Genomic DNA, 21734 nt, shown 5'->3' with positions numbered 1-21734 from the left:
AAAAGTTTTGGCAGTTGGGGGGCTTCATGGGTCAAAATCGCCCCACCATGAACCTTGCTGACAACGCACCCGCCTCCCGCGCCGACACGGCGGGGACAGCCTCGCCCCCGGTCTTGCGGCCCCGTGGCTCCAACCATGTGGGCATGCGCCAGTTCAACGAGCGGGTGGTGCTGCACGCCATCCGCCTCAATGGCAGCCTGCCCAAGGCCGACTTGGCGCGCCTGACCGGCTTGACCGCGCAGACAATTGGCCTCATCACCACCCGCCTGGAAGACGATGGCCTGCTGATCAAGCAGGAGCGGGTGCGCGGCCGGATTGGCCAGCCCTCGGTGCCCATGGCGCTGAACCCGGATGGCGCGTTTGCCCTGGGTATCAAGATTGGCCGGCGCAGTGCGGACTGGTTGTTGGTGGACTTTACCGGCAAGGTGCGGGTGCGCGAGACGCTGCCCTATGCCTTCCCGGATGCAGAGGCCCTGTTGCCCGAAGTGCAAACGCGCATGCGCGCCATCCAGGACGGCCTGGGCGCCTTGGCACCGCGGTTGGTGGGTGTTGGCGTTGCGGCGCCGTTCAACCTGGGGGGCTGGCACAAGATGCTGGGCCTGTCCGAGGCGGTGTCGGACCAGTGGAACCACATCGACCTGTGCGCGCAAGTGCAGGCCATGACGGACGCGCCGGTGAGTTTCGCCAAGGACACCTCGGCGGCCTGTGTTGCCGAACTGGTGGCCGGTCGTGGACGCGACCTCAAGAGTTTTTTGTATTTGTTTGTGGACACCTTTGTTGGCGGCGGACTGGTGCTCAATTCGCATCTGCACGGCGGTATTCATGGCAATGCAGGCGCAGTGGCCTCGCTGCCGCTGCAGGTAGCCGCGGCAGGCGGCGTACCTGAGCAGCTGATTGCCCATGCCTCGCTGTGGGAGCTGGAGCAGCATTACCAAGCCGCAGGCTTGGACCCCAGTGCAGCCTATGACGACCGTGCAATGTCGGCTCCCTTTGCCACCTACACCGACGCCTGGATCCGTAGCGCCGCACTCGGCCTGGCCCAGTGCGTGGTCAGTGGCACGGCGTTCCTGGACATTGATGCGGTGGTGATTGACGGTTCCTTTTCACGCGGCATGTTGCAGCGCCTGATCGAAGAAACGGGTCAGGCCCTGCGCAGCTACAACTGGGAAGGCCTGTGGCCCGCCACGGTGATTGCGGGCAGCATGGGCTCAGATGCCCGGGCGCTGGGCGGCGCGCTTTTGCCGCTGCACGAGAACTTTGCCCCTGACCGCGACCTGTTCCTGAAGGCCGCGTCTTGAGCCACGGTTGCTAGCGAGCGCTCGCCGGGGCTCTCAGCGGAAGTCGAATCTCGAAGCAGGCTCCGCCATCGGGCCGGTTGCGGCAGGTGACCGAGCCACCATGGCGTTGGGTGATGGATTTGACCAGCGCGAGCCCCAGGCCAACACCGCCTTCCCGCTCTGATGCACCGGGCAAGCGGTAGAAGGGCTCAAAAATTCGCTCTTGCAGGGCCTCCGGCACACCCGGGCCTCGGTCACACACTTGCAGGGAGGCATGCGTGTTGTCCTGGCTCAGCACCAGCGTGACATCGCCAGCGCCGTAGCGGCGCGCGTTCTCCAGCAGATTGCGCACAGCGCGGCGTAGCAGCTTGGCAATGCCGGGCACAGCCAATGTGGCGGTGGTAGTGTCCAAGGTGGCTTGGGTACGCGCGCACTCCTCGGCCGCCAAACCCACCAGGTCCACCGATTCCACGGTGCCCATGTCAGCATCTTTGGCATCAAGCCGGCTGGCCAGCAAAATTTCTTCGATCAATTGGTCTAGCTCGCTGATGTTGCGGGCGATCTCGGCCTTGAAGGTAGGGCTGGGGCTGCTGCCCATCAACTCCATACCCATGCGGATGCGCGCCAGCGGTGATCGCAGCTCGTGCGAAGCATTGGCCAGCAGAGATTTTTGTGATGCCAACAAGGCTTCGTGCGACTGCACCAAGCTTTGCACCTGCTGCGCTGCATGGTTGAACCGGGTGGCCAAAAAACCTACCTCATCATCCCCGCTGAGTGGCACGCGCGCGCCCAGATCGCCATCGCCCCAGCGCTCCACACCGTGGCGCAAGGTCTCCAGCCGCCGCGTCAGGCGACGAACAATCGGGTAGGTGCCCAATGCCACCGCTATGCCAACTAGGCCCAATGTCCAAAAAAACCCAAAGGGCGCTTTGAGGCTGGACGAAGGGGGGCGCGGCAGGTGCATGTGGACGGTTTGGCCGTCTTGCATGCGCACCAAAAACTCCGGGCCGCGGCCAAAGCGTCCGGGCGCATCGTCATCGGGTGGCCCCTCCATGTCGGGTGGTGGTGGGACTCCCGCACGGTCGGGTGCCTCATTCCGCAGCATGGGCGGGTTATCTCCCCGCTGCGAGGGGCGGCGCAGCCGTGCGTGGCCACTGCCAATCACCTCTCCAGCCTCGTTACGCACCACCACTTCACGCAGTGGCGGCTCGGTGGTCAGGCGCCAGGCCCAGCCGACCATCAGGGTGAGCACAGCCACCGCCAACACCACGGCCAGCCAGATGCGTACGTAAAGCTTGTTGAAAAACATGCCTAATCTTGCTGCCGTGCAAACACATAACCCACACCACGCACTGTGAGGATGCGCTTGGGGTCTTTGGCATCGGCCTCGATGGCGGCGCGGATGCGGCCCATGTGCACGTCGATGGAGCGGTCGAAGGCTTCGAGCTCGCGGCCGCGCACGGCCTCCATGATCTGGTCCCGCGTGAGGACGCGCCCGGCACGTTCGGCCAGTGCCACCAGCAGGTCGAACTGGTAAGACGTAAGTTCGCAGGGGGTGCCCGATACCGTCACGGTGCGAGCATCCCGGTCAATTTCCAGGCTGCCAAACCGCATGGCCTTGCCCTGCGGAGCAGCCGAATCCACCTTGCGGCGCAAAATGGCACGTACGCGTGCCAGCAGCTCACGGGGCTCAAACGGTTTGGGCAGGTAGTCATCGGCCCCCAATTCCAGTCCGATGATGCGGTCCATGGCATCGCCTTTGGCAGTCAGCATGAGCACCGGCACACTGGCTGCCGGAGCAGGCAGGGCGCGGATGCGGCGGCATACCTCCAGGCCGTCGATGTCAGGCAGCATCAGGTCCAGGATGACCAGTTCGGGCACAGCCCCGGCAGGGGGGTGGGTCAGGTGGCCCAATCCACCAAGTCCATCGCCGCAGTGGCTGACAGCAAATCCAGATTGCTCCAGGTACTCGGCCACCATGGTGGCGAGGCGGGCATCGTCTTCGATCATGAGCAGGTGTTGGCGCATGGCCGCAGTCTATCGCCACGCCACGGTTGACGTATGCCGGCTGCTTGTCGGGCCGGTAAAGTTAGGTAAACAACGCTATAAAATTAATAGCTTTTCGTGCAGTATCAACGGGGGCTAGGGGCCATTTTGATGCGTGAAGCCAGCCACACTAACAGCAGCACGGGCAGGCCGATCACGGCCGTTAAAGTGAAGAAACCTGGGTAGCCCAGTGCGTCCACCAAGGTGCCCGAATAGCCGCCCAAGGTTTTGGGCAAAAGAGTCATCAGGGAGCTGAAAATGGCGTACTGAGTCGCTGTGAAAGACACGTTCACCAGGCCAGAGAGCATGGCCACAAATGCCGCACTGGCAAACCCTCCCGCCAGATTGTCGGCGGCTATGACGCTGTACATCAGCATCACGTCAGGTCCATGGTAAGCCAGCAGAACGAAACCAAGGTTGGTCAGTGAAGACAGCACCGCCCCCCAAAACAGAGAGCGCATCACGCCCAGGCGCATTACCAACATGCCCCCTAAAAAGGAGCCGGCAATGCTCAGGACCACACCAAAGGTCTTGACCGCAAACGCGATGTCTTCCTTGGTATAGCCCATATCTTGGTAGAACACGTTAGAGATCACGCCCAGCACTATGTCCGAGATCCGATAGGTCCCGATCAAGGCCAGCAAGAGCCAGGCTGTGCGGCGGCCATAGCGATTGAAAAAATCCTGCGCTGGCCCCATCCATGTAGTTTGTATGGTGTCTTTGCGTGCCAGACCCAAGCCAACCAGTATCCAGGCGACCAGGGTGGCGGCGCAAAGCGCCAATCCGAGCCGGATCATCTCTTGCAGCAGCCCCAGTATCGGGCCAACCTTGCCCCAGCCCAGCAACGGGTCGGCATTGGCGAACACCCCGACAAAGGCCAATACTGCAGCCACGAATACCAGCATCAGCCGGGCCTGGACGGACCAGGGTTCGCCGGGGCTCGGAATGCGGGTGGGTTCACGCATCAGCAGAGTGGTTAATGCGCCCACCGTCATGCAGGCCGCCATCAATAGGTAGGCACTTTTCCAGGCGACGTAGAGGTAACTGCCTTTGCTACTTCCCAGATGCTCCGCAAGCAGCAGTGCCCCAGCGCCCGCAAACACCATGGCAATACGGTAGCCGGCGATGTAACTTGAAGAGAGCATTCCTTGCAATTCGGGGCTCGCCACTTCGATGCGGTAGGCGTCGATCGCGATGTCCTGCGTAGCGGAGCTGAAACCAAGCAGGACTGCAAAAAACGCCATCTGCGTCAGAGCCGGAAGGCCCTGGGAGGGGTCGGTCATAGCCATGCCCACGATGGAGAGCATTACCCCGACTTGCGCCAGCAGCAGGTAGCTCCGCCGCTTGCCCAGCCAGGGCGTGAGACCTGGCAAGGGTAGTCGGTCCACCAACGGCGCCCAGACGAATTTGAAGGAGTACCCCAAGGCCGCCCAACTGAAGTAGGTTACCGCTTTTCGCTCCACTCCAGCTTCACCTAACCAAAGGGACAGCGAGGAGAAAATCAGCAGGATAGGCAGACCCGCAGAAAAGCCCAAGAACAACAGAATCCAGATCCGCCGGTCCAGCCATGCAGACCAGGGATTGGCTTCAGACGCAGAATGTGATGTGGAGGAGGCGGGAGAACGACGGGACTTGCGCATGCGGGAATAATACCGACCATGACATCACGTTTGCCCCTTTTACTATCTCGGGCGCTGGCTGCGCTCTGTCTTGGCTTGTTACTGGGCAGCGCCGCAGCCCAGCAGTCACGCGATGGCGTGAATGTGGGCGGCAATTCAGCCTTCAGCAAACTGGTGTCTGCCGAAAAGGTGGAGCAAGCGGCCGCCCAGCAGTATGGGCAGATGCTGGCCCAGGCTCGGGCCCAGAACGCCCTGGCGGGTCCGAACGACCCGCAGGTGCGGCGCCTGCGGGCGATTGCCGCCAAGATCACCCCGTTCGCCATGGAGTGGAACGAACGCGCCAAAGGCTGGAAGTGGGAGGTCAATTTGATTGGCGCCAACCAGATCAACGCTTTTTGCATGCCGGGCGGAAAAATTGCGTTCTACACCGGCATCCTCAATGGGCTCAAGCTCAGCGACGACGAGGTGGCCATGGTCATGGGGCACGAAATTGCCCATGCCCTGCGTGAGCACGCGCGTGAACGGATGGGCAAAAATGCCGCTACCGGTTTGGGTGCCAATCTCTTGAGCCAAGTGCTGGGGTTGGGCGACATCGGTCAAACCGTGACGCAGTACGGTGCCCAATTGCTGACCTTGAAGTTCGGCCGCGAAGACGAGTCCGAGGCCGACCTGGTGGGCATGGAGCTCGCAGCCCGCGCCGGCTTTAACCCCCGCGCTGCAGTCAGCCTGTGGCAAAAAATGGGCGCCGCCAACAAGGGTGCTCCACCAGAATGGCTGTCCACCCACCCCTCAGGCAGCGCACGTATTGCGCAGATCGAGGCTAATTTGCCGCAGGTGCTCCCTCTCTACGAGCGGGCTCGCAAAGGCAGGCCCTAGGCCCTTTGGACTATTGCTGCAGGTGCAGCAGCCCCGGAAAATCACAATTGATTACAAATTTCGGGGAAGATATGAAATTCATTGCAAAAGTTGCTGGTGCCTTCGCGCTGCTGGCAGGGTTGGCGGGTCCGGCAGCCATGGCGGCTACGCTGACATTCGCGGGCGGCAGCACCACCAGCTTGGTCGGCTTGCCCGGCACCTTTAACCCAACGCTGCTGGCGGGTGACTACAGCGCCTACAACTTGGGCAGCATGCAACGCGGGGCAACTTTGTCCCTGAGCAGTACAGCTGACCTGACCTACACCTTTTTGGGTGAAGAGGCTGCGTTCAATAACGCCTTTGGTGCATACACGACATCACCTTTGGCGGCAGGGTCCCTTACCAACAACGGGTCGCCCATGGGAACGTCCTTCTCGTTGGCGTCGGTGGCTGGTGGCGCACTGAAGTTCGCTTTCAATTCCAACCTCGGCTGGAACCTGTTTGCCAACGGCAGCCACTCCATTGGCCTGGTGATGGCCAACGACTCCAAGAGTGCATTGCTTTTGTTCAATGACAAAGGGCGTGATGGTGACTTTGATGACATGGTGATCAAGGTGGCAATTACCACCCCAGTCCCGGAGCCAGAGACCTATGCCATGCTGGTGGCAGGCTTGGCGCTGATGGGTGTTGTCGCCCGGCGCCGCAAGCATCGCGCCTGAATCAGAGTTGGTACAAAAAAGGGCCCAGAGGGCCCTTTTTTAATGGGAGTCGTTCACAGCGAAAAATCGTAGTCCAGCGTGATGGGGGCGTGGTCCGAAAACTTTTCGGTTTTGTAAATGTGCTGGCTGCGTGCCAGTGCTGCCATGTTGGGGGTGGCCAAGTGGTAATCCAATCGCCAGCCGACGTTTTTGGCATAGGCTTGGCCTCGGTTGCTCCACCACGTGTAACACGCGTCAGTGGCGGTGGGCTCCAGCTGGCGGTACACGTCCACCAGGCCACCTTCGGTCAACAACTTGCTCATCCAGGCGCGCTCCTCCGGCAGGAAGCCTGAATTTTTCTTGTTGCCCTTCCAGTTCTTCAAATCGATTTCCTGGTGTGCAATGTTCACATCACCACACAAGATGAATTCGCGGTCGCTGCGCAGGCGCTGCAGGTGGGGATAAAACTCGGCCAGAAAGCGGAATTTGGCTTGTTGCCGGTCTTCCCCCGAGGAGCCACTGGGAAAGTAAGTGCTGATCAGGGAGAGTTTGCGCTTGGGGGTATCAAACCGCAGCTCCACGTAGCGCCCCTCGGCGTCAAACTCCGCAGATTGGTATCCCACAATAACGTCGCTGGGCGTATGGCGGGTGTACACCGCCACACCCGAGTAGCCTTTTTTTTCTGCAAAGTGAAAATGTCCTTGCAGACCGCTGAGTTGTTCAAACTTGCCGGCGACGTCGGGCGCTTGTGCTTTGACCTCTTGCACACAAATACAATCGGGCCGCGCAGTGGCAAGCCAGGCCTCCAGGCCTTTGCTGGTGGCAGAGCGAATGCCGTTGAGATTGAGACTGCTTAATTTGAACAAGGAAACCCCCATGTCGGACCGTGACCCATTGGCCCTCGAGTTTGTGCAATTTGCTGTGGAATGCGGGGTGCTGCGCTTTGGCGAATTCAAAACCAAAGCCGGACGCATGAGCCCCTATTTCTTTAACGCGGGCCTGTTTGACGATGGAGCCAAACTGGGGCGTTTGGCTGAATTTTATGCCCAGCGACTGCTGGCCAGTGGCATCGAATTCGATATGGTGTTTGGTCCTGCGTACAAAGGTATTCCCCTGGGGGCTGCCGTTGCTATTGAACTGGCGCGCCGCGGCCGCAATGTGCCATTTGCCTACAACCGCAAAGAAGCCAAGGACCATGGAGAAGGGGGAACACTGGTGGGAGCCCCTCTCCAAGGGCGCGTTCTTGTCATCGACGATGTTATGTCCGCGGGGACTGCGGCGCGCGAGTCGATTGCCATTATTCGGGCTGCAGGAGCGACCCCCCATGCCGTGTGTATCGCGCTGGACCGCCAGGAAAAGGCCACTGAAAATGGCCGAGACGTGCCCTACAGTGCCGTGCAGTATGTGCAACGCCAGTTGGGGTTGCAAGTGTGTGCAATTGCGAAGCTGGGCGATTTGATGCAGTATCTGGCGGCGCGTCATGCATCCGGTTCGGATGTAGACCACCAACGCGTGCTGGCCTACCGCCAGCGATACGGTGTTGATGAAGGAGATGCATGAAGATTTATTACCGCTGGGTCTTGGGGGCGATTGCCACCGTGGCCGGTGTTACGGCGTGGGCTCAAGCCCAACCTGTGCCAGGGGGTGTTTACACCTGCATTGATGCCAAAGGCCGGAAGCTGACGGCGGATCGTCCCATTGTGGAGTGCATAGACCGTGAACAAAAGGTTTTGAATCCAAGTGGTACGGTGCGCGCCAAAGTTGGCCCTTCGCTGACTGCCCAGGAAAAACTGGAGCTGGAACAAAAGGAAAAGCGTGAAGCTGAGGAGCGCAGCCGATCCGCTGAAGAGAAACGCCGTGACCGCGCGCTGCTAACGCGTTATCCCAACAAGGGGGTGCATGATCAGGAACGCGCAGAGGCTTTGGCACAGATTGAGGCAGTCGCCAAAGCGGCTACAACCCGCCTGACCGAGCTCACACGTCAGCGCGTGGCGATCGACGAAGAGATGGAGTTTTACAAAAAAGATCCGACCAAGGCGCCTGCTTATGTGCGACGACAGCTGGAAGAAAACACACAGAGCCAAAGTGTGCAGAAACGCTTCATTGCAGAGCAGGAAGCGGAGGCCCGTCGCCTGAACGCTCGCTTTGACGACGAACTGGTGCGCTTGCGCCAGTTATGGGCGCAGATGGCACCTGCCAGCAAATAAAAAAGGCCTCGCAAGAGGCCTTTTTTGCGGAGTGGGGTGCTTCAGGCCAGTTTGCTGCGCAGCAAGTCGTTGACTTGCTGCGGATTGGCTTTGCCTTGGCTGGCCTTCATGATCTGGCCGACCAGCGCGTTCAGCGCCTTCTCATTGCCGGCCTTGAACTCGGCCACGTTTTTCTCATTCTTGTCGATGACCTGTTGCACGATGGCTTCGAGTGCGCCGGTGTCGTTCATTTGTTTGAGGCCATGCTCTTCGATTGCACGATCAACATAGTCCTGTGGGAGTGCACCCTCCCCCAATTGACCTGCGAGCCAGAGAAGTTCGAATACTTGTCGGGCAACATTGTTCGAAATTGTTCCATCGCTTATGCGGGCAATGATCGCCGCAAGTGTGCCAGCGCTAAGCGGTGCATCTTCAATAGCCAGAGATTGCGCATTAAGTCGCTTGGCCATCTCTCCTGTAATCCAGTTGCTGGCCAGCTTGGCTTGGCCGCTCGCCTTGGCTGCCGCTTCAAAGTAAGTCGCCAGCGCCAAACTCTGCGTAAGCTGGGTGGCGTCGTACTCACTCAGGCCGTAGGCGGCCTGGAAGCGTGTTGCCATGTTGCGAGGTAATTCGGCCATCAGCCCACGTACATCCTGCACCCATTGCTCTGAAATGCATAGCGGTGGCAGGTCCGGGTCGGGGAAGTAGCGGTAGTCGGCAGCATCTTCCTTGGTGCGCATGGCGCGCGTCTCGCCCGTGTCGGGGTTGAACAGCACCGTGGCCTGCTGGATGTCGTGGCCGTCTTCGATCTGCTCGATCTGCCAGCGAACTTCATAGTCGATGGCCTGCTGCATGAACTTGAAGCTGTTCAGGTTCTTGATCTCGCGGCGCGTGCCCAGCGGCTGGCCGGGCTTGCGCACCGACACGTTGGCATCGCAGCGGAATGAGCCTTCTTGCATGTTGCCATCGCAAATGCCAATCCACGTCACGATCTTGTGCAGCTCCTTGGCATAGGCCACGGCCTCGGCACTGGAACGCATGTCGGGCTCGGTCACGATTTCCAACAATGGGGTCCCCGCACGGTTCAGGTCGATGCCGCTCTGGCCAATGAAGTCTTCGTGCAGCGATTTGCCGGCGTCTTCTTCCAGGTGGGCGCGCACCAAGCGCACCGCTTTCTTCTCGTCGCCCAGGAAGAACTCGACCGCGCCGCCTTGCACCACCGGAATCTCGAACTGGCTGATCTGGTAGCCCTTGGGCAGGTCGGGGTAGAAGTAGTTTTTGCGCGCAAAAATGCTGCGCGGCGCGATGTGCGCACCAATCGCCAAACCAAACTGGATGGCGCGTTCAACCGCGCCCTTGTTCATTACCGGCAGGGTGCCGGGCAGGGCCAGGTCCACGGCGCAGGCTTGGGTGTTGGGCTCGGCACCAAAGGCGGTGCTGGCGCGACTGAATATCTTGCTGTTGGTGGACAGCTGAGCGTGGGTCTCAAAGCCAATGATGACCTCGTAGCCATGTACCAGCGGGCCGGTCGGGCGGCCCTGTTGTTGTGCTTCAAATGTGTTCACGGTTTCGCTCATGGTCAGAATCCTGCGGGCTTGGCCAAGTGGTAGTCGGTGGCTTGCTGGAAGCGGTGCGCGGCGTTGAGCAGGCGCGCCTCTTGGCAGTAGTTGCCCAGCAGTTGCATGCCGATGGGCATGCCTTTGTCGGCTTCAGCAGCCGCAAAACCGACGGGGATGCTCATGCCTGGCAAACCTGCCAACGAGCCGGACAGCGTGAAGATGTCGGCCAGGTAGTTGGCCACGGGGTCGTCGGACTTTTCGCCAATCTTCCAGGCCACGGTGGGCGCCACGGGGCCGGCGATCACATCGCAGCTCTTGAAGGCGTTCTGGAAGTCGTCCGCAATCATGCGGCGGATTTTTTGTGCCTGCAGGTAGTAGGCGTCGTAGTAGCCGTGGCTCAGCACATAGGTGCCGATCATGATGCGGCGCTTGACCTCGTCGCCAAAGCCTTCGGCACGCGTTTTCTTGTACATGTCGGCCAGGTCGCCGTAGTCTTTGGCGCGGTGGCCGAACTTCACGCCGTCAAAGCGGCTCAGGTTGCTCGAAGCTTCGGCGGGCGCAATGATGTAGTAGACCGGAATCGACAGCTCAGTGCGCGGCAACGTGATGGGCACCAGCTTGGCGCCCTGTTGCTCGTACTGCTTGAGCGCGGCGTCCACACTGGCGCGCACGTCAGCGCTCAGGCCTTCGCCAAAAAATTCCTTCGGCACACCAATGCGCAGGCCCTCAATCGAGTCGTTGAGTTTGAGCGCAAAGTTCTCGGCCGGAACGTCCAGCGAGGTGGAGTCGCGGTCTGCATCGGGGCCACACATGGCGGACAGCAGCAGGGCGCAGTCTTCCGCGCTGCGGGCCATGGGGCCGGCCTGGTCCAGGCTCGACGCAAAGGCCACCATGCCGTAGCGCGAGGCGCGGCCATAGGTGGGCTTGATGCCGGTGATACCGCAGAAAGACGCGGGCTGGCGGATGGAGCCGCCGGTATCGGTGCCCGTGACGGCTGGTGCCAGGCGTGCAGCCACTGCGGCTGCGCTGCCGCCGGACGACCCGCCCGGAATGCGGTTGGTGTTCCAGGGGTTGCGCACGGGCACCACAGCCTCTCCACCCACGGCAGCAATGGCGGTGTTTTCGTTGCTGGAGCCCATGGCGAACTCGTCGCAGTTGAGTTTGCCCAGTGTCACGGCACCGGCTTGCGCCAGTTTGTCGACCACGGTGGCGTCGAATGGGGACCGGTAACCCTTGAGCATGCGCGAGCCGGCCGTGGTGGCAAAGTCGCGCGTCACAAAAATGTCCTTGTGCGCCAGGGGCAGGCCTTCCAGTGCGCCTGCGGTGCCAGCGGCAATGCGTGCATCCGCGGCGCGGGCCTGGCGCAGCGTGGCGTCTTCGTTCACGTCGACATAGGCGCCCAAGGTCGCGTGGGTGCGGCCACGTTGCAGGAAGTGCTGGGCGGCTTCGACGGCCGACACCTGTTTGGTCTGCAGTGCCTGGGTGAGTTCTTGCACGGAAAGGTCGTGCAAGGCAGTGTGGGAAAGGGGAGTCGTCATGGGGGCTACGGTTTACTCGATGACCTTGGGAACCAGGAACAGGCCGCGTTCAACCGCGGGAGCACTTTGCTGGTTGGCTTCGCGCTGGTTGGGCTCGCTGACTACGTCGTCGCGCAGGCGCAAGGCGATGTCCTGGATGGCCGCGACGGGGTGGGCCAGAGGCTCCACGCCGGTGGTGTCGACGGCCCGCATGGTTTCCACAATGCTGAAAAAGTCATTCATCTGGGTTTGGAGGCGCGCGGTTTCGGCCGGCGCCAGCTCCAGGCGTGCCAAATTGGCAAGGCGGGCGATATCGGAAGATGTCAGGGACATGGGTGTAGAAGAGTTGAAACCAAGGGTAAATCGTGTCTGGGCGCAGGCTTTTGCACGAGTTATTCACAGGCGATGGGGTATTATCCTGCCTTTGGTAAAAGTGCCGTGGATACGCGGAATTTGACGCCAAACTGACACCTTACAACTGCAAATACCATGGCGATGGACGGCCGAAGTGCCTTCTGTGCCTGAGAGGAACCGTAATGCTTGGAGCTTTCCGTCGGTACTTTTCTACCGACCTGGCGATTGACTTGGGTACCGCCAACACCCTGATTGTGGCGCGCGGACAAGGCATCGTTCTCAATGAACCCTCGGTGGTGGCCATTCGCCACGAAGGCGGCCCCCAGGGCAAGAAGACCATCCAGGCGGTAGGCAAGGAAGCCAAGGCCATGTTGGGCAAGGTGCCCGGCAACATCGAAGCCATCCGCCCCATGAAGGACGGCGTGATCGCTGACTTCACCGTCACCGAGCAGATGCTCAAGCAGTTCATCAAAATGGTGCTGCCCCGTGGCGTGCTCAAACCCAGCCCCCGCATCATCATTTGTGTGCCCTGCGGCTCCACCCAAGTGGAGCGTCGCGCGATCCGTGAGTCGGCCTTGGGCGCTGGTGCCTCAGACGTCTATCTGATTGAAGAACCCATGGCCGCCGCCATTGGTGCCGGCTTGCCAGTGTCGGAAGCTTCTGGCTCCATGGTGGTCGACATTGGTGGTGGTACCACCGAAGTCGGCGTGATCTCCTTGGGCGGCATGGTCTACAAGGGCTCCGTCCGCGTCGGTGGCGACAAGTTCGACGAAGCCATCATCAATTACATCCGTCGCAACTACGGCATGCTGATCGGTGAGCCCACCGCAGAAGCCATCAAGAAGCAAATCGGCTCCGCCTTCCCCGGCTCCGAAGTCAAGGAAATGGAAGTCCGTGGCCGCAACCTGTCTGAAGGTGTGCCACGCAGTTTCACCATCTCCTCCAACGAGATTTTGGAAGCCCTGACCGATCCGCTGAACAACATCGTGTCGGCCGTGAAGAACGCGCTGGAACAAACGCCGCCCGAACTGGGTGCCGACATTGCCGACCGCGGCATGATGCTCACCGGCGGTGGCGCACTCTTGCGTGACTTGGACCGCCTGTTGGCCGAAGAAACCGGCCTGCCGGTGCTGGTGGCCGAAGACCCGCTGACCTGTGTGGTGCGCGGTTGCGGCATTGCACTGGAACAGATGGAGCGCCTGGGTTCCATTTTCACGAGCGAATAAGCAGTACCGGACACAGCGATGCCACTCGGTACGCTGGACAGAGATCCTCCCCCCTTCTTCCGCCAGGGCCCTTCGGCCCTGTCCAAGTTGGCCGTCTGCAGCGCCTTGGCGCTGTTTCTCATGGTGGCCGATGCCCGCTTCAAGATGATGCAGCCCATGCGGGTGATGCTGGCTACGGCGCTTTACCCGGTGCAGTGGTTGGCCTTGCAGCCCGTGGTGCTGGTGCAGACTACGGCCACCTACTTCACCACCGTGGCGTCCGCCGAGTCAGCCCAGGAAGAGGCCCGCAAAAAACTCAGCCTGCAGTCCCTGCGTGCCATCCAAGTGGAGCAGCTGGAGCTGGAGAACCTGCGCTTGCGCAAGTTGCTCGACCTGTCGCCTCGCCTTGCCGCGCCGGCCAAGGCAGCCCAAGTCTTGTACGACGCGGCGGACCCCTTTACCCGCAAAGTGGTAATCAACAAGGGTTTGATGCACCAGCTAGCCCTGGGCTCGCCAGTGCTGGACGAAATGGGTGTCATTGGGCAGGTCACACGCGTGTACCCCACCATGAGCGAAGTCACCCTGATCACGGATCGCGACCACGCGATTCCGGTGTTGAACGCGCGTACCGGCGCACGTGGCGTGGCATTTGGTGACACCTCCACCCATGCCGATGCGCTGGAGCTGCGTTACATGGCCGCCAACGCCGATGTGGCTGTGGGTGATTTGCTGACCACCAGCGGCGTGGATGGCGTGTACCCACCCGGCCTGCCGGTGGCGCGCGTGGAAAAAGTGGAGCGTCAGGTGGATGCCGTGTTCGCGCGCATTTACTGCGTCCCGCTGGCCCTGGTGTCTGGCACCACCCATGTGCTGGTGCTGGACCCGCTGTCTGATCAGATGCCTGCGCGCCCAGCCTCAGAGCTGCAGGCGGCGTCACCCAAGGGAGCCGGATTACGATGATCATGCGTCCGGGTCAGCAGCTCTTGCTGCCTGCCAACCCCCTGTTCATCTGGGGAAGTTTGTTGGCGGCCCTGCTCCTCAATATGGTGAATAACATGGGGCTGTGGGGGCGTGCAGCCTGGGCGCCCGATGTGTTGGCTGTGGTGCTGGTGTTTTGGACGGTCCACCAACCCCTGCGCGTCAGCATCGGTGCCGCCTTTGTGTTCGGGCTGTTGATGGATGTGCACCAGGGCGGACTGCTGGGCCAGCATGCGATGGCCTATACGGTGCTGAGTTTCCTGGCGATTACCGTGCACCGCCGGTTGCTCTGGTTTACTGTGCCCTCGCAGGCGGCGCAAGTGTTGCCCTTGTTTGTGGTGGCCCATGCACTTGAGTTGTTGCTGCGCCTGTTGGGGGGCGGCACATTCCCGGGCTGGTGGGTGCTGTTGGCGCCGGTGCTGGAGGCAGCGTTGTGGCCCGTGGCCAGCGTGGTACTGCTGGCTCCCCAGCGCCGTGCCCCAGATCCCGATGCCAATCGGCCCCTGTAAGAACATGGCCCCCACGCTTGCCACTGCGTGTGCTGCGCTGCCCCCCCAAGGGGGCGGGTTCGCCTTGGGGCGGCCCGACAGCGAACCTGGCCTTCACGCCTGCTGCTGCGTGTGCTAAGTTGCCCTCGCACCTCTGACCCATGACCGAGCTTCGCAATGTTCAGGCCGATCTGGCCCGCTTTCGCACCCGGGTGTTTGTGGTCAGTGTGGTGGTGCTGTGCTGCTTTGTGCTGCTGGCTTTGCGCGTGGCGTATTTGCAGATCGTGCGCCATGATGACTTGCGGGCCCAAGCCGAGAGCAACCGCACTTCCATCGTGCCCATCGTGCCCAACCGCGGGCTGATCGAAGATCGCAATGGCGTGGTACTGGCCACCAACTACTCGGCCTACACGCTGGAGGTCACGCCTTCCAAGACCGGTGGCGTGGAAAAAACCATCGACGAACTGGCTAGCGTGATTGACATCACCCCGCGCGACCGGCGCCGGTTCAAGAAGCTCATGGAGGAGTCCAAGAACTTCGAATCCCTGCCGATCCGCACGCGCCTGACCGATGCCGAGGTTGCCCGTTTTGCGGCGCAACGGTTCCGCTTCCCCGGCGTTGAAATCAAGGCGCGCCTGTTCCGCAGCTATCCGTATGGGGAGTTGGCCAGTCACGTGATTGGATACATCGGGCGCATCAACCAGTCCGAGAAAGAGAAGATCGAGGACAGCGATGACCAGGCGAACTACCGCGGCACCGAGTACATCGGCAAGCTGGGCGTGGAGCAGAGTTTTGAGTCCACCCTGCATGGTGTGACCGGTGTGGAGCGCATTGAGACATCGGCTGGCGGGCGCGCCGTGCGCAAGCTGGCCAGCAATCCGTCTACGCCGGGCAATGTGGTGGTGCTGTCTATCGACATCAAGCTGCAGAAGCTGATCGAAGACATGTTTGGCACCCGCCGCGGTGCCTTGGTGGCACTCGACCCCAAGACCGGCGAAGTGCTGGCCTTTGTTAGCAAACCCACGTTTGACTCCAACCTGTTTGTCGAAGGCATTGACCAGGAAAACTGGCAGATGCTCAACGAGTCCATCGACAAGCCGTTGCTCAACCGCGCGCTGCGCGGCACCTACCCGCCGGGCTCCACCTACAAGCCCTTCATGGCCCTGGCTGCGCTGGAGACGGGTGCGCGCACACCGCAGACGCTGATCAATGACCCCGGTTTTTACATGTTCGGTGGCAACCGGTTTGGCAGCCCAGAGAACGAAAAGGGCGGCATCATGGACATGCGCCGTGCCATCGTGGAGTCCAGCAACGTCTATTTCTACTCTCTCGCTAATGAGTTGGGCGTTGACACCATGCACGACTTCATGAAGCCCCTGGGCTTTGGCCAGCACACCGGCATCGACATCCATGGCGAAGTGCGCGGCGTGTTGCCCAGCCAGGAGTGGAAGCGCAAGTACTACAAGCGCCCCGAGCAGCAGAAGTGGTACGCGGGGGAAACCATCTCGCTGGGCATTGGACAGGGCTACAACAGCTTCACCATGCTGCAGCTGGCGCAGGCCGTGGCCATCGTGGCCAACAACGGTGTGAAACACAAGCCGCAGCTAGTGATTGCCACCCAGGACGCGACCACCCGCATACGCACTCCGCTCCCCCCCGAGCCGCCGGTGGACCTGGGCTACAAGCCCGAGAACGTGGCGGTGATCCGTGACGCCATGGTTGGGGTCACGCAGGGCGGAACCGGCACCCGCGTGTTTGCGGGTGCGGGCTATGTGAGCGGTGGCAAAACCGGCACGGCGCAGGCCGTGAGTCTGGGCAAAAACCAGAAGTACAACGCCTCGGCCATGGAAGAGCACCAGCGTGACCACTCGTTGTATGTGGCGTTTGCCCCCGCGGCAGACCCCAAGATTGCATTGGCGGTGATTGTGGAGAACGCCGGCTTTGGCTCCGCATCGGCTGCACCGATTGCGCGTCGCGCCTTTGACTACTGGTTAATGGGGCAGTACCCCAGCGAGGAAGACTTGGCCGCTGTGAGCAAAGGCCAGGCCACGGCACCCATTGGCAAACCCCGTGTGGCGGCTGATCTGCCCTGGCCGCCAGCGCCACCGGCGCGTTGAGGGCGCTGGCCTAGAGACTGCGCACAAAGGCGTCGTAGCCGGTCTTGAGGATCAAGGCTGACACCACCACGATAAACATGCTGCGCACAAAGCCCGTGCCGTGCTTCAGGGCCAAGTGGGTGCCGGCCAGGCTACCCGCAACATTGGCCACCGCCATCACCACCACAAAGTGCCACCACACATGGCCCTTGAGTGTGAACAGGATGAGCGCTGCGAAGTTGGAGGCGGTGTTGAGCAGCTTGGCGCTGGCCGAGGCGTTGAGAAAATCGTAGCCCAGCACGCGCACCAGCAGGAAGACAAAGAAGCTGCCGGTACCCGGCCCGAAAAAGCCGTCGTAAAACCCGATGGTGGCACCAATGGCGCAGGCCACCAGCGCCTCGTGTTGCCCGGCAAACCTGGGGGTGTGGTGGCGGCCCAGGTCTTTCTTCGCCAGGGTGTAGGCCAGCACCAGCACCAGCACCACGGGCAGGGCCTTGCGCAGATGTTCCGGCGAAACCACCGTGACCAGCCAGGCCCCGCCCAGCGAGGCCATAAAACACACGGCAGCTGCCGGGGCAATGGCGTGCCACTGCATCTGCACGCGGCGCTTGTACTGCACGGTGGCAAAGGCGGTACCCCAGACCGAGGCGCCCTTGTTGGTGCCGAACAGCGTGGCGGGGTGGGCGTTGGGGAAGGTGGCGAACAGGGCGGGCGTCAGAATCAGGCCGCCTCCGCCCACAATCGCATCGACAAAGCCGGCCAGCAGCGAGGCCAGCGTCACAACAAACATTTCCATGGGGGCATTGTCGCATCCGGCCCTTTGCCCAAATTGCTATGAATTTAGGAGCTGTTTGCGCAGGTTTTATAAGGCCTAGAGGCCAAAAAGGCATAAAAAAAGCACCGGGAGTGCCGGTGCTTTTGTAAAACTGCATCGTGGTGTGCAGGGTTTGTTGTTGGTTTTAGCCGTCTCCTCGGCGTCGTTTCAAGCTTGGTCTTTGCAGACCTCGCAGTTGCTGTCAGGTCTGCGTTGCCATGCAATGTAGCCGCCCTGCGGGAGCCCGGCATCGGGACAAACCCTCTAACGCCTCAGCGTGCCGCGTCTTCTGCAATCCACTGCGCCGCCTTCTCCGCAATCATCAGGGCGGGGGAGTTGGTGTTGCCGCTGGTGATGAGTGGCATGACACCGGCGTCCACCACGCGCAGGCCGGCGACGCCGCGTACCTGCAGGCGGCTGTTGACCACCGCGCTTGCGTCATCGTCCCGGCCCATCTTGGTGGTGCCCACGGGGTGGAAGATGGTGGTGGCAATGTCACCGGCCAGTTGGGCCAGCTCGGCGTCGCTCTGGAACTGCGTGCCCGGCTTGTATTCCTCGGGCTGGTACTTCGCCAATGCCGGTTGCGCCACGATTTGGCGTGTCACACGCAGCGAGTCTGCGGCAATCTTGCGGTCCGCGTCAGTGCTCAGGTAGTTGGGTGCAATGGCAGGGGCATCCTTGAAGTCCGCGCTCTTGATTTGCACCGTGCCACGGCTGGTGGGATTGAGGTTGCACACACTGGCAGTGAAGGCATTGAAAGTGTGCAGCGGCTGGCCAAACGCATCCAGGCTCAGCGGCTGCACGTGGTACTCCAGGTTGGGTTGGGGCTGGCTGGCGTCGCTGCGGGTGAAGGCGCCCAACTGGCTGGGCGCCATGCTCATGGGGCCGCTGCGTTTGAGCGCGTATTCCAGCCCGATCTTGGCCTTGCCCCACAGGCTGTTGGCCTGGGTGTTGAGTGTGGGCGTGTTCTTGACCTTGAAGACCGCGCGAATTTGCAAATGGTCTTGCAGATTGGCGCCTACGCCCGGGGTGTCTTGCACCACGGGTACACCACGCGCTTGCAGCAGGTCCGCCGGGCCCAGGCCCGAGAGTTGCAGAATCTGCGGGCTGGCTACTGCACCGGCACACAGCAGCACCTCGGCGCGGGCCGTGGCTGTCACCATCTCGCGTCCATCCCACACCTGCACACCGGTGCAGCGCAGGCCCGCACCTTCGGCCTGTGGCTCCACCACCAGCTTGGCCACCTGGGCGCTGGTCCACAGCTCGAAGTTGGGGCGGGCGTAACACATGGGGCGCAAAAAGGCTTTGGCTGTGTTCCAGCGCCAGCCGGCCTTCTGGTTCACCTCAAAGTAGCCCACCCCTTCGTTGCTGCCGCGGTTGAAGTCGTCGGTGGCGGGGATTCCGGCTTGGGTCGCAGCCTGCGCAAACGCGTCCAGCACATCCCAGCGCAGGCGCTGTTTCTCCACGCGCCACTCGCCTCCCGCCTGGTGGTGGCGCAGCACGCGGCGGTAGTCGGTGCCGCTGTCGTGCAGCAGCGGGGAGGGCGTGCCCCGGGCGCCGTGCATGGCGTCGGCGCCCTTGTGGTGGTCTTCGTGCAGCTTGAAGTAGGGCAGGCTGTTCTCCCAGGTCCAGTTGGCGTCACCGGTCAGTTGGGCCCACTGGTCGTAGTCGCGCGCCTGGCCGCGCATGTAAATCATGCCGTTGATGCTGGAGCAACCGCCCAGGGTCTTGCCGCGCGGGTAGCGCAGGCTGCGGCCGTTCAGGCCCGCCTCGGCTTCGGTGGTAAACAACCAGTCGGTGCGCGGGTTACCAATGCAATAGAGGTAACCGACAGGGATGTGGATCCAGTGGTAATCGTCTTTGCGGCCGGCTTCAATTAGCAGTACACGTTTGGAGGCATTGGCACTCAGGCGGTTGGCCAGCAGGCAGCCGGCCGTGCCGGCGCCAATGATGATGTAGTCGAAGGTGGTGTCGCTCATGCCCCATGGTAATCATGAAATCCTCGCGCAAGCTGACGGGGTTCTCCGGTGGGTGTCCGCCTTGCAACGGCCGCGGGCCGCTGACACGGAGGGATGGGGTATGTCTTGCGGGTACCATGCGCTCCTTACCTACTCTTTGAATTCCCCTGTGGAGGACACCACCCCTCGTCTTGACATGCGCACTGCGGCCACCCGGTCCGTGCTGCACTTGCATGGGCGCTGGACGGCCGACCAACTGGCATTGCCCGCGGTGTGGCAGGGCTTGCCGCAGCAGCTGCAGCAGGCCGTGAAAGGCGGATGTGGCTGGGACCTGCGCGCGCTGCAGCGCCTGGACCATACCGGTGCCCAACTGCTGTGGAATGCCTGGGGCCACCAGTGGCCTGCCGAATTGAATCTCTTGCCCGACCAGCGTGCCATGTTGTTGCGGGTCGCGCAGTTCACCGCACCCGCACCGGCGCCCCTGCGTACCACCTGGCACACCGCTTACCTGGGCCTGGGGCGGCGTGTCATGGGCATGGTGCAACACCTGGGCGGCGCAGTTCGTTTGCTGGGCCAATTGGTGCTGGACCTGCTGCGTCTGGCACGCCATCCCCTGCAAGGGCCATGGCGCGATATCTCGGGCCACCTCTACCGCATTGGCGCTACCGCCATGCCCATCACCGCGCTGGTGGGCTTTCTGATTGGTGTGGTGCTGGCCTACCTGATGTCGCAGCAGCTGCGCCAGTTCGGGGCCGACGCTTTCATCGTCAACATCCTGGGTCTGTCGCTAATCCGCGAGCTCGGGCCAGTGCTGGCGGCCATCCTGATCGCCGGGCGCTCGGGCTCGGCCATTACCGCGCAAATTGGCGTGATGCGCGTGACCGAGGAGCTGGACGCCATGCGGGTGCTGGGCATTGCCAAGGGCTTTCGGCTGGTGATGCCGCGCACCGTGGCCATGGCGCTGGCCATGCCGCTGCTGTCGGTGTGGACCACCTTGGCTGCGCTCTTGGGTGGCATGCTGGCCGCTGACCTCGCCATGGGCCTCACGCCCGCCTACTTCATCACCGCGCTGCCCAAGACCGTGCAGATTGCCAACCTCTGGCTGGCCCTGGCCAAAAGCATGGTCTTTGGGGTACTGATTGCCCTGGTCGCTTGCCACTACGGCCTGCGCGTTAAGCCCAACACCCAGAGCCTGGGTGAGGGCACCACGGCCTCGGTGGTCACTTCCATCACCGTAGTGATATTGGTGGACGCCCTGTTTGCGGTGCTGTTCAAGGGAGTGGGCCTGTGAGTGCGCCGCTGGTGGTCGAGATCAACAAGCTGTGGTCGGTGTTCCGCGCCGAGGGGGTGCCCACTGTCATCCACCAAGACCTGGACCTGCAGATCGCGCAGGGCGAGCTGCTCTCCATTGTGGGGGGCTCGGGCAGTGGCAAGACCGTGCTGCTGCGCCAGATGCTGGGGCTGGAAACGCCGGCGCGCGGCAGCGTGACAGTGCTGGGCCACCCGGCCGCCGAGCTGGGCCGTGCCGGGGCGGCCAGCCGCGTGGGCATGCTGTTTCAACACGGGGCGCTTTTCTCGGCCTTCACGGTGCTGGAAAACATCGCCTTCCCGCTGCGCGAGCTGGGCACCTTGCCGGCCGACTTGGTGCGTGACGTGGCCATGGTCAAGCTGCAGATGGTGGGGCTGGACGCGCGCCACGCCCACAAGATGCCGGCCGACCTGTCGGGCGGCATGGTCAAGCGCGTGGCGCTGGCGCGGGCCTTGGTGATGGACCCGCCGCTCTTGCTGCTGGACGAGCCCACCGCCGGACTGGACCCGGACAGCGCCGATGGCTTCTGTACCCTGCTGCAAAGCCTGCACCGCGAGCTGGGGCTGACGGTGGTGATGGTGACACACGACCTGGACACAATCTTCGAGCTCAGCACCCGCGTGGCCGTGGTGGCGGACAAACATGTGGTGGTGGATGCGCCGCCGCGGGAGGTGGTGGGCTTTGCGCACCCCTTTGTGAATGACTTTTTCCGCGGTGGGCGCGGACACCGGGCGCAGGCCCTGTTGCACCTCACCCCGGATGGCGTGTAGAAAGA

The 21734-nt window shown here is 62.0% G+C and carries 20 protein-coding genes; 11 read left to right on the top strand and 9 right to left on the bottom strand.

Going from position 1 to position 21734, the window contains the following annotated elements:
- Positions 1-47 precede the first annotated feature (47 nt).
- Entirely contained in the window at positions 48-1298 is a 1251-nt protein-coding gene (locus tag U5O12_RS20565; protein ID WP_322580427.1) for an ROK family transcriptional regulator, read from the top strand.
- Positions 1299-1308: 10 nt separating this feature from the next.
- On the opposite strand, the gene U5O12_RS20560 is transcribed toward U5O12_RS20565, so the two are convergent.
- The 3 genes from U5O12_RS20560 to U5O12_RS20550 all read right to left on the bottom strand — a co-directional run bounded on the left by U5O12_RS20560 (position 1309) and on the right by U5O12_RS20550 (position 4963).
- Positions 1309-2586, bottom strand: coding sequence for a sensor histidine kinase (locus tag U5O12_RS20560; protein ID WP_322580426.1), 1278 nt, complete (start codon positions 2584-2586; stop codon positions 1309-1311).
- 2 nt (positions 2587-2588) lie between these two features.
- Positions 2589-3305 (bottom strand): response regulator transcription factor, encoded by a 717-nt coding sequence (locus tag U5O12_RS20555; protein WP_322580425.1) that lies wholly within the window; start codon positions 3303-3305, stop codon positions 2589-2591.
- 104 nt (positions 3306-3409) lie between these two features.
- Entirely contained in the window at positions 3410-4963 is a 1554-nt protein-coding gene (locus U5O12_RS20550) for an AmpG family muropeptide MFS transporter (RefSeq protein ID WP_322580424.1), read from the bottom strand.
- An 18-nt stretch (positions 4964-4981) separates the two neighbouring features.
- Between U5O12_RS20550 and U5O12_RS20545 the strand changes: the two genes are divergently transcribed.
- Together U5O12_RS20545 and U5O12_RS20540 are read left to right on the top strand one after the other, a co-directional pair.
- Entirely contained in the window at positions 4982-5818 is an 837-nt protein-coding gene (locus tag U5O12_RS20545; RefSeq protein ID WP_322580423.1) for a M48 family metallopeptidase, read from the top strand.
- Positions 5819-5889: 71 nt separating this feature from the next.
- Positions 5890-6516 (top strand): PEP-CTERM sorting domain-containing protein, encoded by a 627-nt coding sequence (locus U5O12_RS20540; RefSeq protein ID WP_322580422.1) that lies wholly within the window; start codon positions 5890-5892, stop codon positions 6514-6516.
- A 53-nt stretch (positions 6517-6569) separates the two neighbouring features.
- On the opposite strand, the gene U5O12_RS20535 is transcribed toward U5O12_RS20540, so the two are convergent.
- Positions 6570-7361: an exodeoxyribonuclease III gene (locus U5O12_RS20535; RefSeq protein WP_322580421.1), complete on the bottom strand. Its 792-nt coding sequence runs from the start codon at positions 7359-7361 to the stop codon at positions 6570-6572.
- Between the two features lie 10 nt (positions 7362-7371).
- On the opposite strand from U5O12_RS20535, the gene pyrE reads away from it, so the two are divergent.
- Positions 7372-8055, top strand: a complete 684-nt coding sequence (gene pyrE, locus U5O12_RS20530) for an orotate phosphoribosyltransferase (protein ID WP_322580420.1) — start codon at positions 7372-7374, stop codon at positions 8053-8055.
- Positions 8052-8702: a DUF4124 domain-containing protein gene (locus tag U5O12_RS20525; protein ID WP_322580419.1), complete on the top strand. Its 651-nt coding sequence runs from the start codon at positions 8052-8054 to the stop codon at positions 8700-8702. Before pyrE ends, U5O12_RS20525 begins: the two co-directional genes overlap by 4 nt.
- 41 nt (positions 8703-8743) lie before the next feature.
- Here U5O12_RS20525 and gatB read toward each other — a convergent pair whose 3' ends face one another.
- From gatB to gatC, 3 genes are read right to left on the bottom strand one after another with little or no spacing between them, the layout of a single operon-like run.
- Complete coding sequence (gene gatB / locus U5O12_RS20520) at positions 8744-10258, bottom strand: Asp-tRNA(Asn)/Glu-tRNA(Gln) amidotransferase subunit GatB (RefSeq protein WP_322580418.1); 1515 nt, start codon at positions 10256-10258, stop codon at positions 8744-8746.
- 2 nt (positions 10259-10260) lie between these two features.
- A complete protein-coding gene (gene gatA, locus U5O12_RS20515) occupies positions 10261-11778 on the bottom strand; it encodes an Asp-tRNA(Asn)/Glu-tRNA(Gln) amidotransferase subunit GatA (RefSeq protein WP_322580417.1) in 1518 nt (505 codons plus the stop codon).
- Positions 11779-11790: 12 nt separating this feature from the next.
- Positions 11791-12090 carry an Asp-tRNA(Asn)/Glu-tRNA(Gln) amidotransferase subunit GatC gene (gene gatC, locus U5O12_RS20510; protein WP_322580416.1) on the bottom strand — a complete coding sequence of 100 codons (300 nt, stop codon included), beginning with the start codon at positions 12088-12090 and terminating at the stop codon, positions 11791-11793.
- A 203-nt stretch (positions 12091-12293) separates the two neighbouring features.
- Between gatC and U5O12_RS20505 the strand changes: the two genes are divergently transcribed.
- From U5O12_RS20505 to mrdA, 4 genes are all read left to right on the top strand, one after another.
- Entirely contained in the window at positions 12294-13337 is a 1044-nt protein-coding gene (locus U5O12_RS20505; protein WP_105261747.1) for a rod shape-determining protein, read from the top strand.
- Between the two features lie 18 nt (positions 13338-13355).
- Entirely contained in the window at positions 13356-14276 is a 921-nt protein-coding gene (mreC, locus tag U5O12_RS20500; protein WP_322580415.1) for a rod shape-determining protein MreC, read from the top strand.
- The gene (gene mreD / locus U5O12_RS20495; RefSeq protein WP_322580414.1) at positions 14273-14803 is read left to right on the top strand and encodes a rod shape-determining protein MreD; all 531 of its coding nucleotides are present in this window, start codon (positions 14273-14275) and stop codon (positions 14801-14803) included. The genes mreC and mreD overlap by 4 nt, the downstream gene beginning before the upstream one ends.
- A gap of 140 nt (positions 14804-14943) precedes the next feature.
- Positions 14944-16899, top strand: a complete 1956-nt coding sequence (gene mrdA, locus U5O12_RS20490) for a penicillin-binding protein 2 (RefSeq protein ID WP_322580413.1) — start codon at positions 14944-14946, stop codon at positions 16897-16899.
- Positions 16900-16909: 10 nt separating this feature from the next.
- Here the strand turns inward: mrdA and U5O12_RS20485 are convergent, their stop codons facing one another.
- Together U5O12_RS20485 and U5O12_RS20480 are read right to left on the bottom strand one after the other, a co-directional pair.
- Complete coding sequence (locus U5O12_RS20485) at positions 16910-17674, bottom strand: TSUP family transporter (RefSeq protein WP_322580412.1); 765 nt, start codon at positions 17672-17674, stop codon at positions 16910-16912.
- A gap of 290 nt (positions 17675-17964) precedes the next feature.
- Positions 17965-19671 carry a GMC family oxidoreductase gene (locus U5O12_RS20480; protein ID WP_322580411.1) on the bottom strand — a complete coding sequence of 569 codons (1707 nt, stop codon included), beginning with the start codon at positions 19669-19671 and terminating at the stop codon, positions 17965-17967.
- Between the two features lie 175 nt (positions 19672-19846).
- Between U5O12_RS20480 and U5O12_RS20475 the strand changes: the two genes are divergently transcribed.
- Together U5O12_RS20475 and U5O12_RS20470 are read left to right on the top strand one after the other, a co-directional pair.
- A complete protein-coding gene (locus tag U5O12_RS20475) occupies positions 19847-20941 on the top strand; it encodes an ABC transporter permease (RefSeq protein WP_322580410.1) in 1095 nt (364 codons plus the stop codon).
- Positions 20938-21729 (top strand): ABC transporter ATP-binding protein, encoded by a 792-nt coding sequence (locus U5O12_RS20470; RefSeq protein WP_416221534.1) that lies wholly within the window; start codon positions 20938-20940, stop codon positions 21727-21729. Before U5O12_RS20475 ends, U5O12_RS20470 begins: the two co-directional genes overlap by 4 nt.
- Positions 21730-21734: the final 5 nt, after the last annotated feature.

The sequence above is a fragment of the Rhodoferax sp. genome (assembly GCF_034519335.1).
Taxonomy (GTDB): Bacteria; Pseudomonadota; Gammaproteobacteria; order Burkholderiales; family Burkholderiaceae_C; genus Allorhodoferax.
Note: the sequence above shows the minus strand (reverse complement) of the source record. Positions and strands in the feature narration are given on the sequence as shown.

What these genes read in the sequence shown, in the direction of transcription:
- mrdA (WP_322580413.1), top strand. Translation starts at nt 14,944, where the DNA reads ATGACCGAGCTTCGCAATGTTCAGGCCGATCTGGCCCGCTTTCGCACC.
- mreC (WP_322580415.1), top strand. Translation starts at nt 13,356, where the DNA reads ATGCCACTCGGTACGCTGGACAGAGATCCTCCCCCCTTCTTCCGCCAG.
- U5O12_RS20525 (WP_322580419.1), top strand. Translation starts at nt 8,052, where the DNA reads ATGAAGATTTATTACCGCTGGGTCTTGGGGGCGATTGCCACCGTGGCC.
- U5O12_RS20480 (WP_322580411.1), bottom strand. Translation starts at nt 19,671, where the DNA reads ATGAGCGACACCACCTTCGACTACATCATCATTGGCGCCGGCACGGCC.
- U5O12_RS20475 (WP_322580410.1), top strand. Translation starts at nt 19,847, where the DNA reads ATGCGCACTGCGGCCACCCGGTCCGTGCTGCACTTGCATGGGCGCTGG.
- U5O12_RS20540 (WP_322580422.1), top strand. Translation starts at nt 5,890, where the DNA reads ATGAAATTCATTGCAAAAGTTGCTGGTGCCTTCGCGCTGCTGGCAGGG.
- U5O12_RS20565 (WP_322580427.1), top strand. Translation starts at nt 48, where the DNA reads ATGAACCTTGCTGACAACGCACCCGCCTCCCGCGCCGACACGGCGGGG.
- U5O12_RS20550 (WP_322580424.1), bottom strand. Translation starts at nt 4,963, where the DNA reads ATGCGCAAGTCCCGTCGTTCTCCCGCCTCCTCCACATCACATTCTGCG.
- pyrE (WP_322580420.1), top strand. Translation starts at nt 7,372, where the DNA reads ATGTCGGACCGTGACCCATTGGCCCTCGAGTTTGTGCAATTTGCTGTG.
- U5O12_RS20555 (WP_322580425.1), bottom strand. Translation starts at nt 3,305, where the DNA reads ATGCGCCAACACCTGCTCATGATCGAAGACGATGCCCGCCTCGCCACC.
- gatB (WP_322580418.1), bottom strand. Translation starts at nt 10,258, where the DNA reads ATGAGCGAAACCGTGAACACATTTGAAGCACAACAACAGGGCCGCCCG.
- gatC (WP_322580416.1), bottom strand. Translation starts at nt 12,090, where the DNA reads ATGTCCCTGACATCTTCCGATATCGCCCGCCTTGCCAATTTGGCACGC.
- mreD (WP_322580414.1), top strand. Translation starts at nt 14,273, where the DNA reads ATGATCATGCGTCCGGGTCAGCAGCTCTTGCTGCCTGCCAACCCCCTG.
- U5O12_RS20505 (WP_105261747.1), top strand. Translation starts at nt 12,294, where the DNA reads ATGCTTGGAGCTTTCCGTCGGTACTTTTCTACCGACCTGGCGATTGAC.
- U5O12_RS20485 (WP_322580412.1), bottom strand. Translation starts at nt 17,674, where the DNA reads ATGGAAATGTTTGTTGTGACGCTGGCCTCGCTGCTGGCCGGCTTTGTC.
- U5O12_RS20545 (WP_322580423.1), top strand. Translation starts at nt 4,982, where the DNA reads ATGACATCACGTTTGCCCCTTTTACTATCTCGGGCGCTGGCTGCGCTC.
- U5O12_RS20560 (WP_322580426.1), bottom strand. Translation starts at nt 2,586, where the DNA reads ATGTTTTTCAACAAGCTTTACGTACGCATCTGGCTGGCCGTGGTGTTG.
- gatA (WP_322580417.1), bottom strand. Translation starts at nt 11,778, where the DNA reads ATGACGACTCCCCTTTCCCACACTGCCTTGCACGACCTTTCCGTGCAA.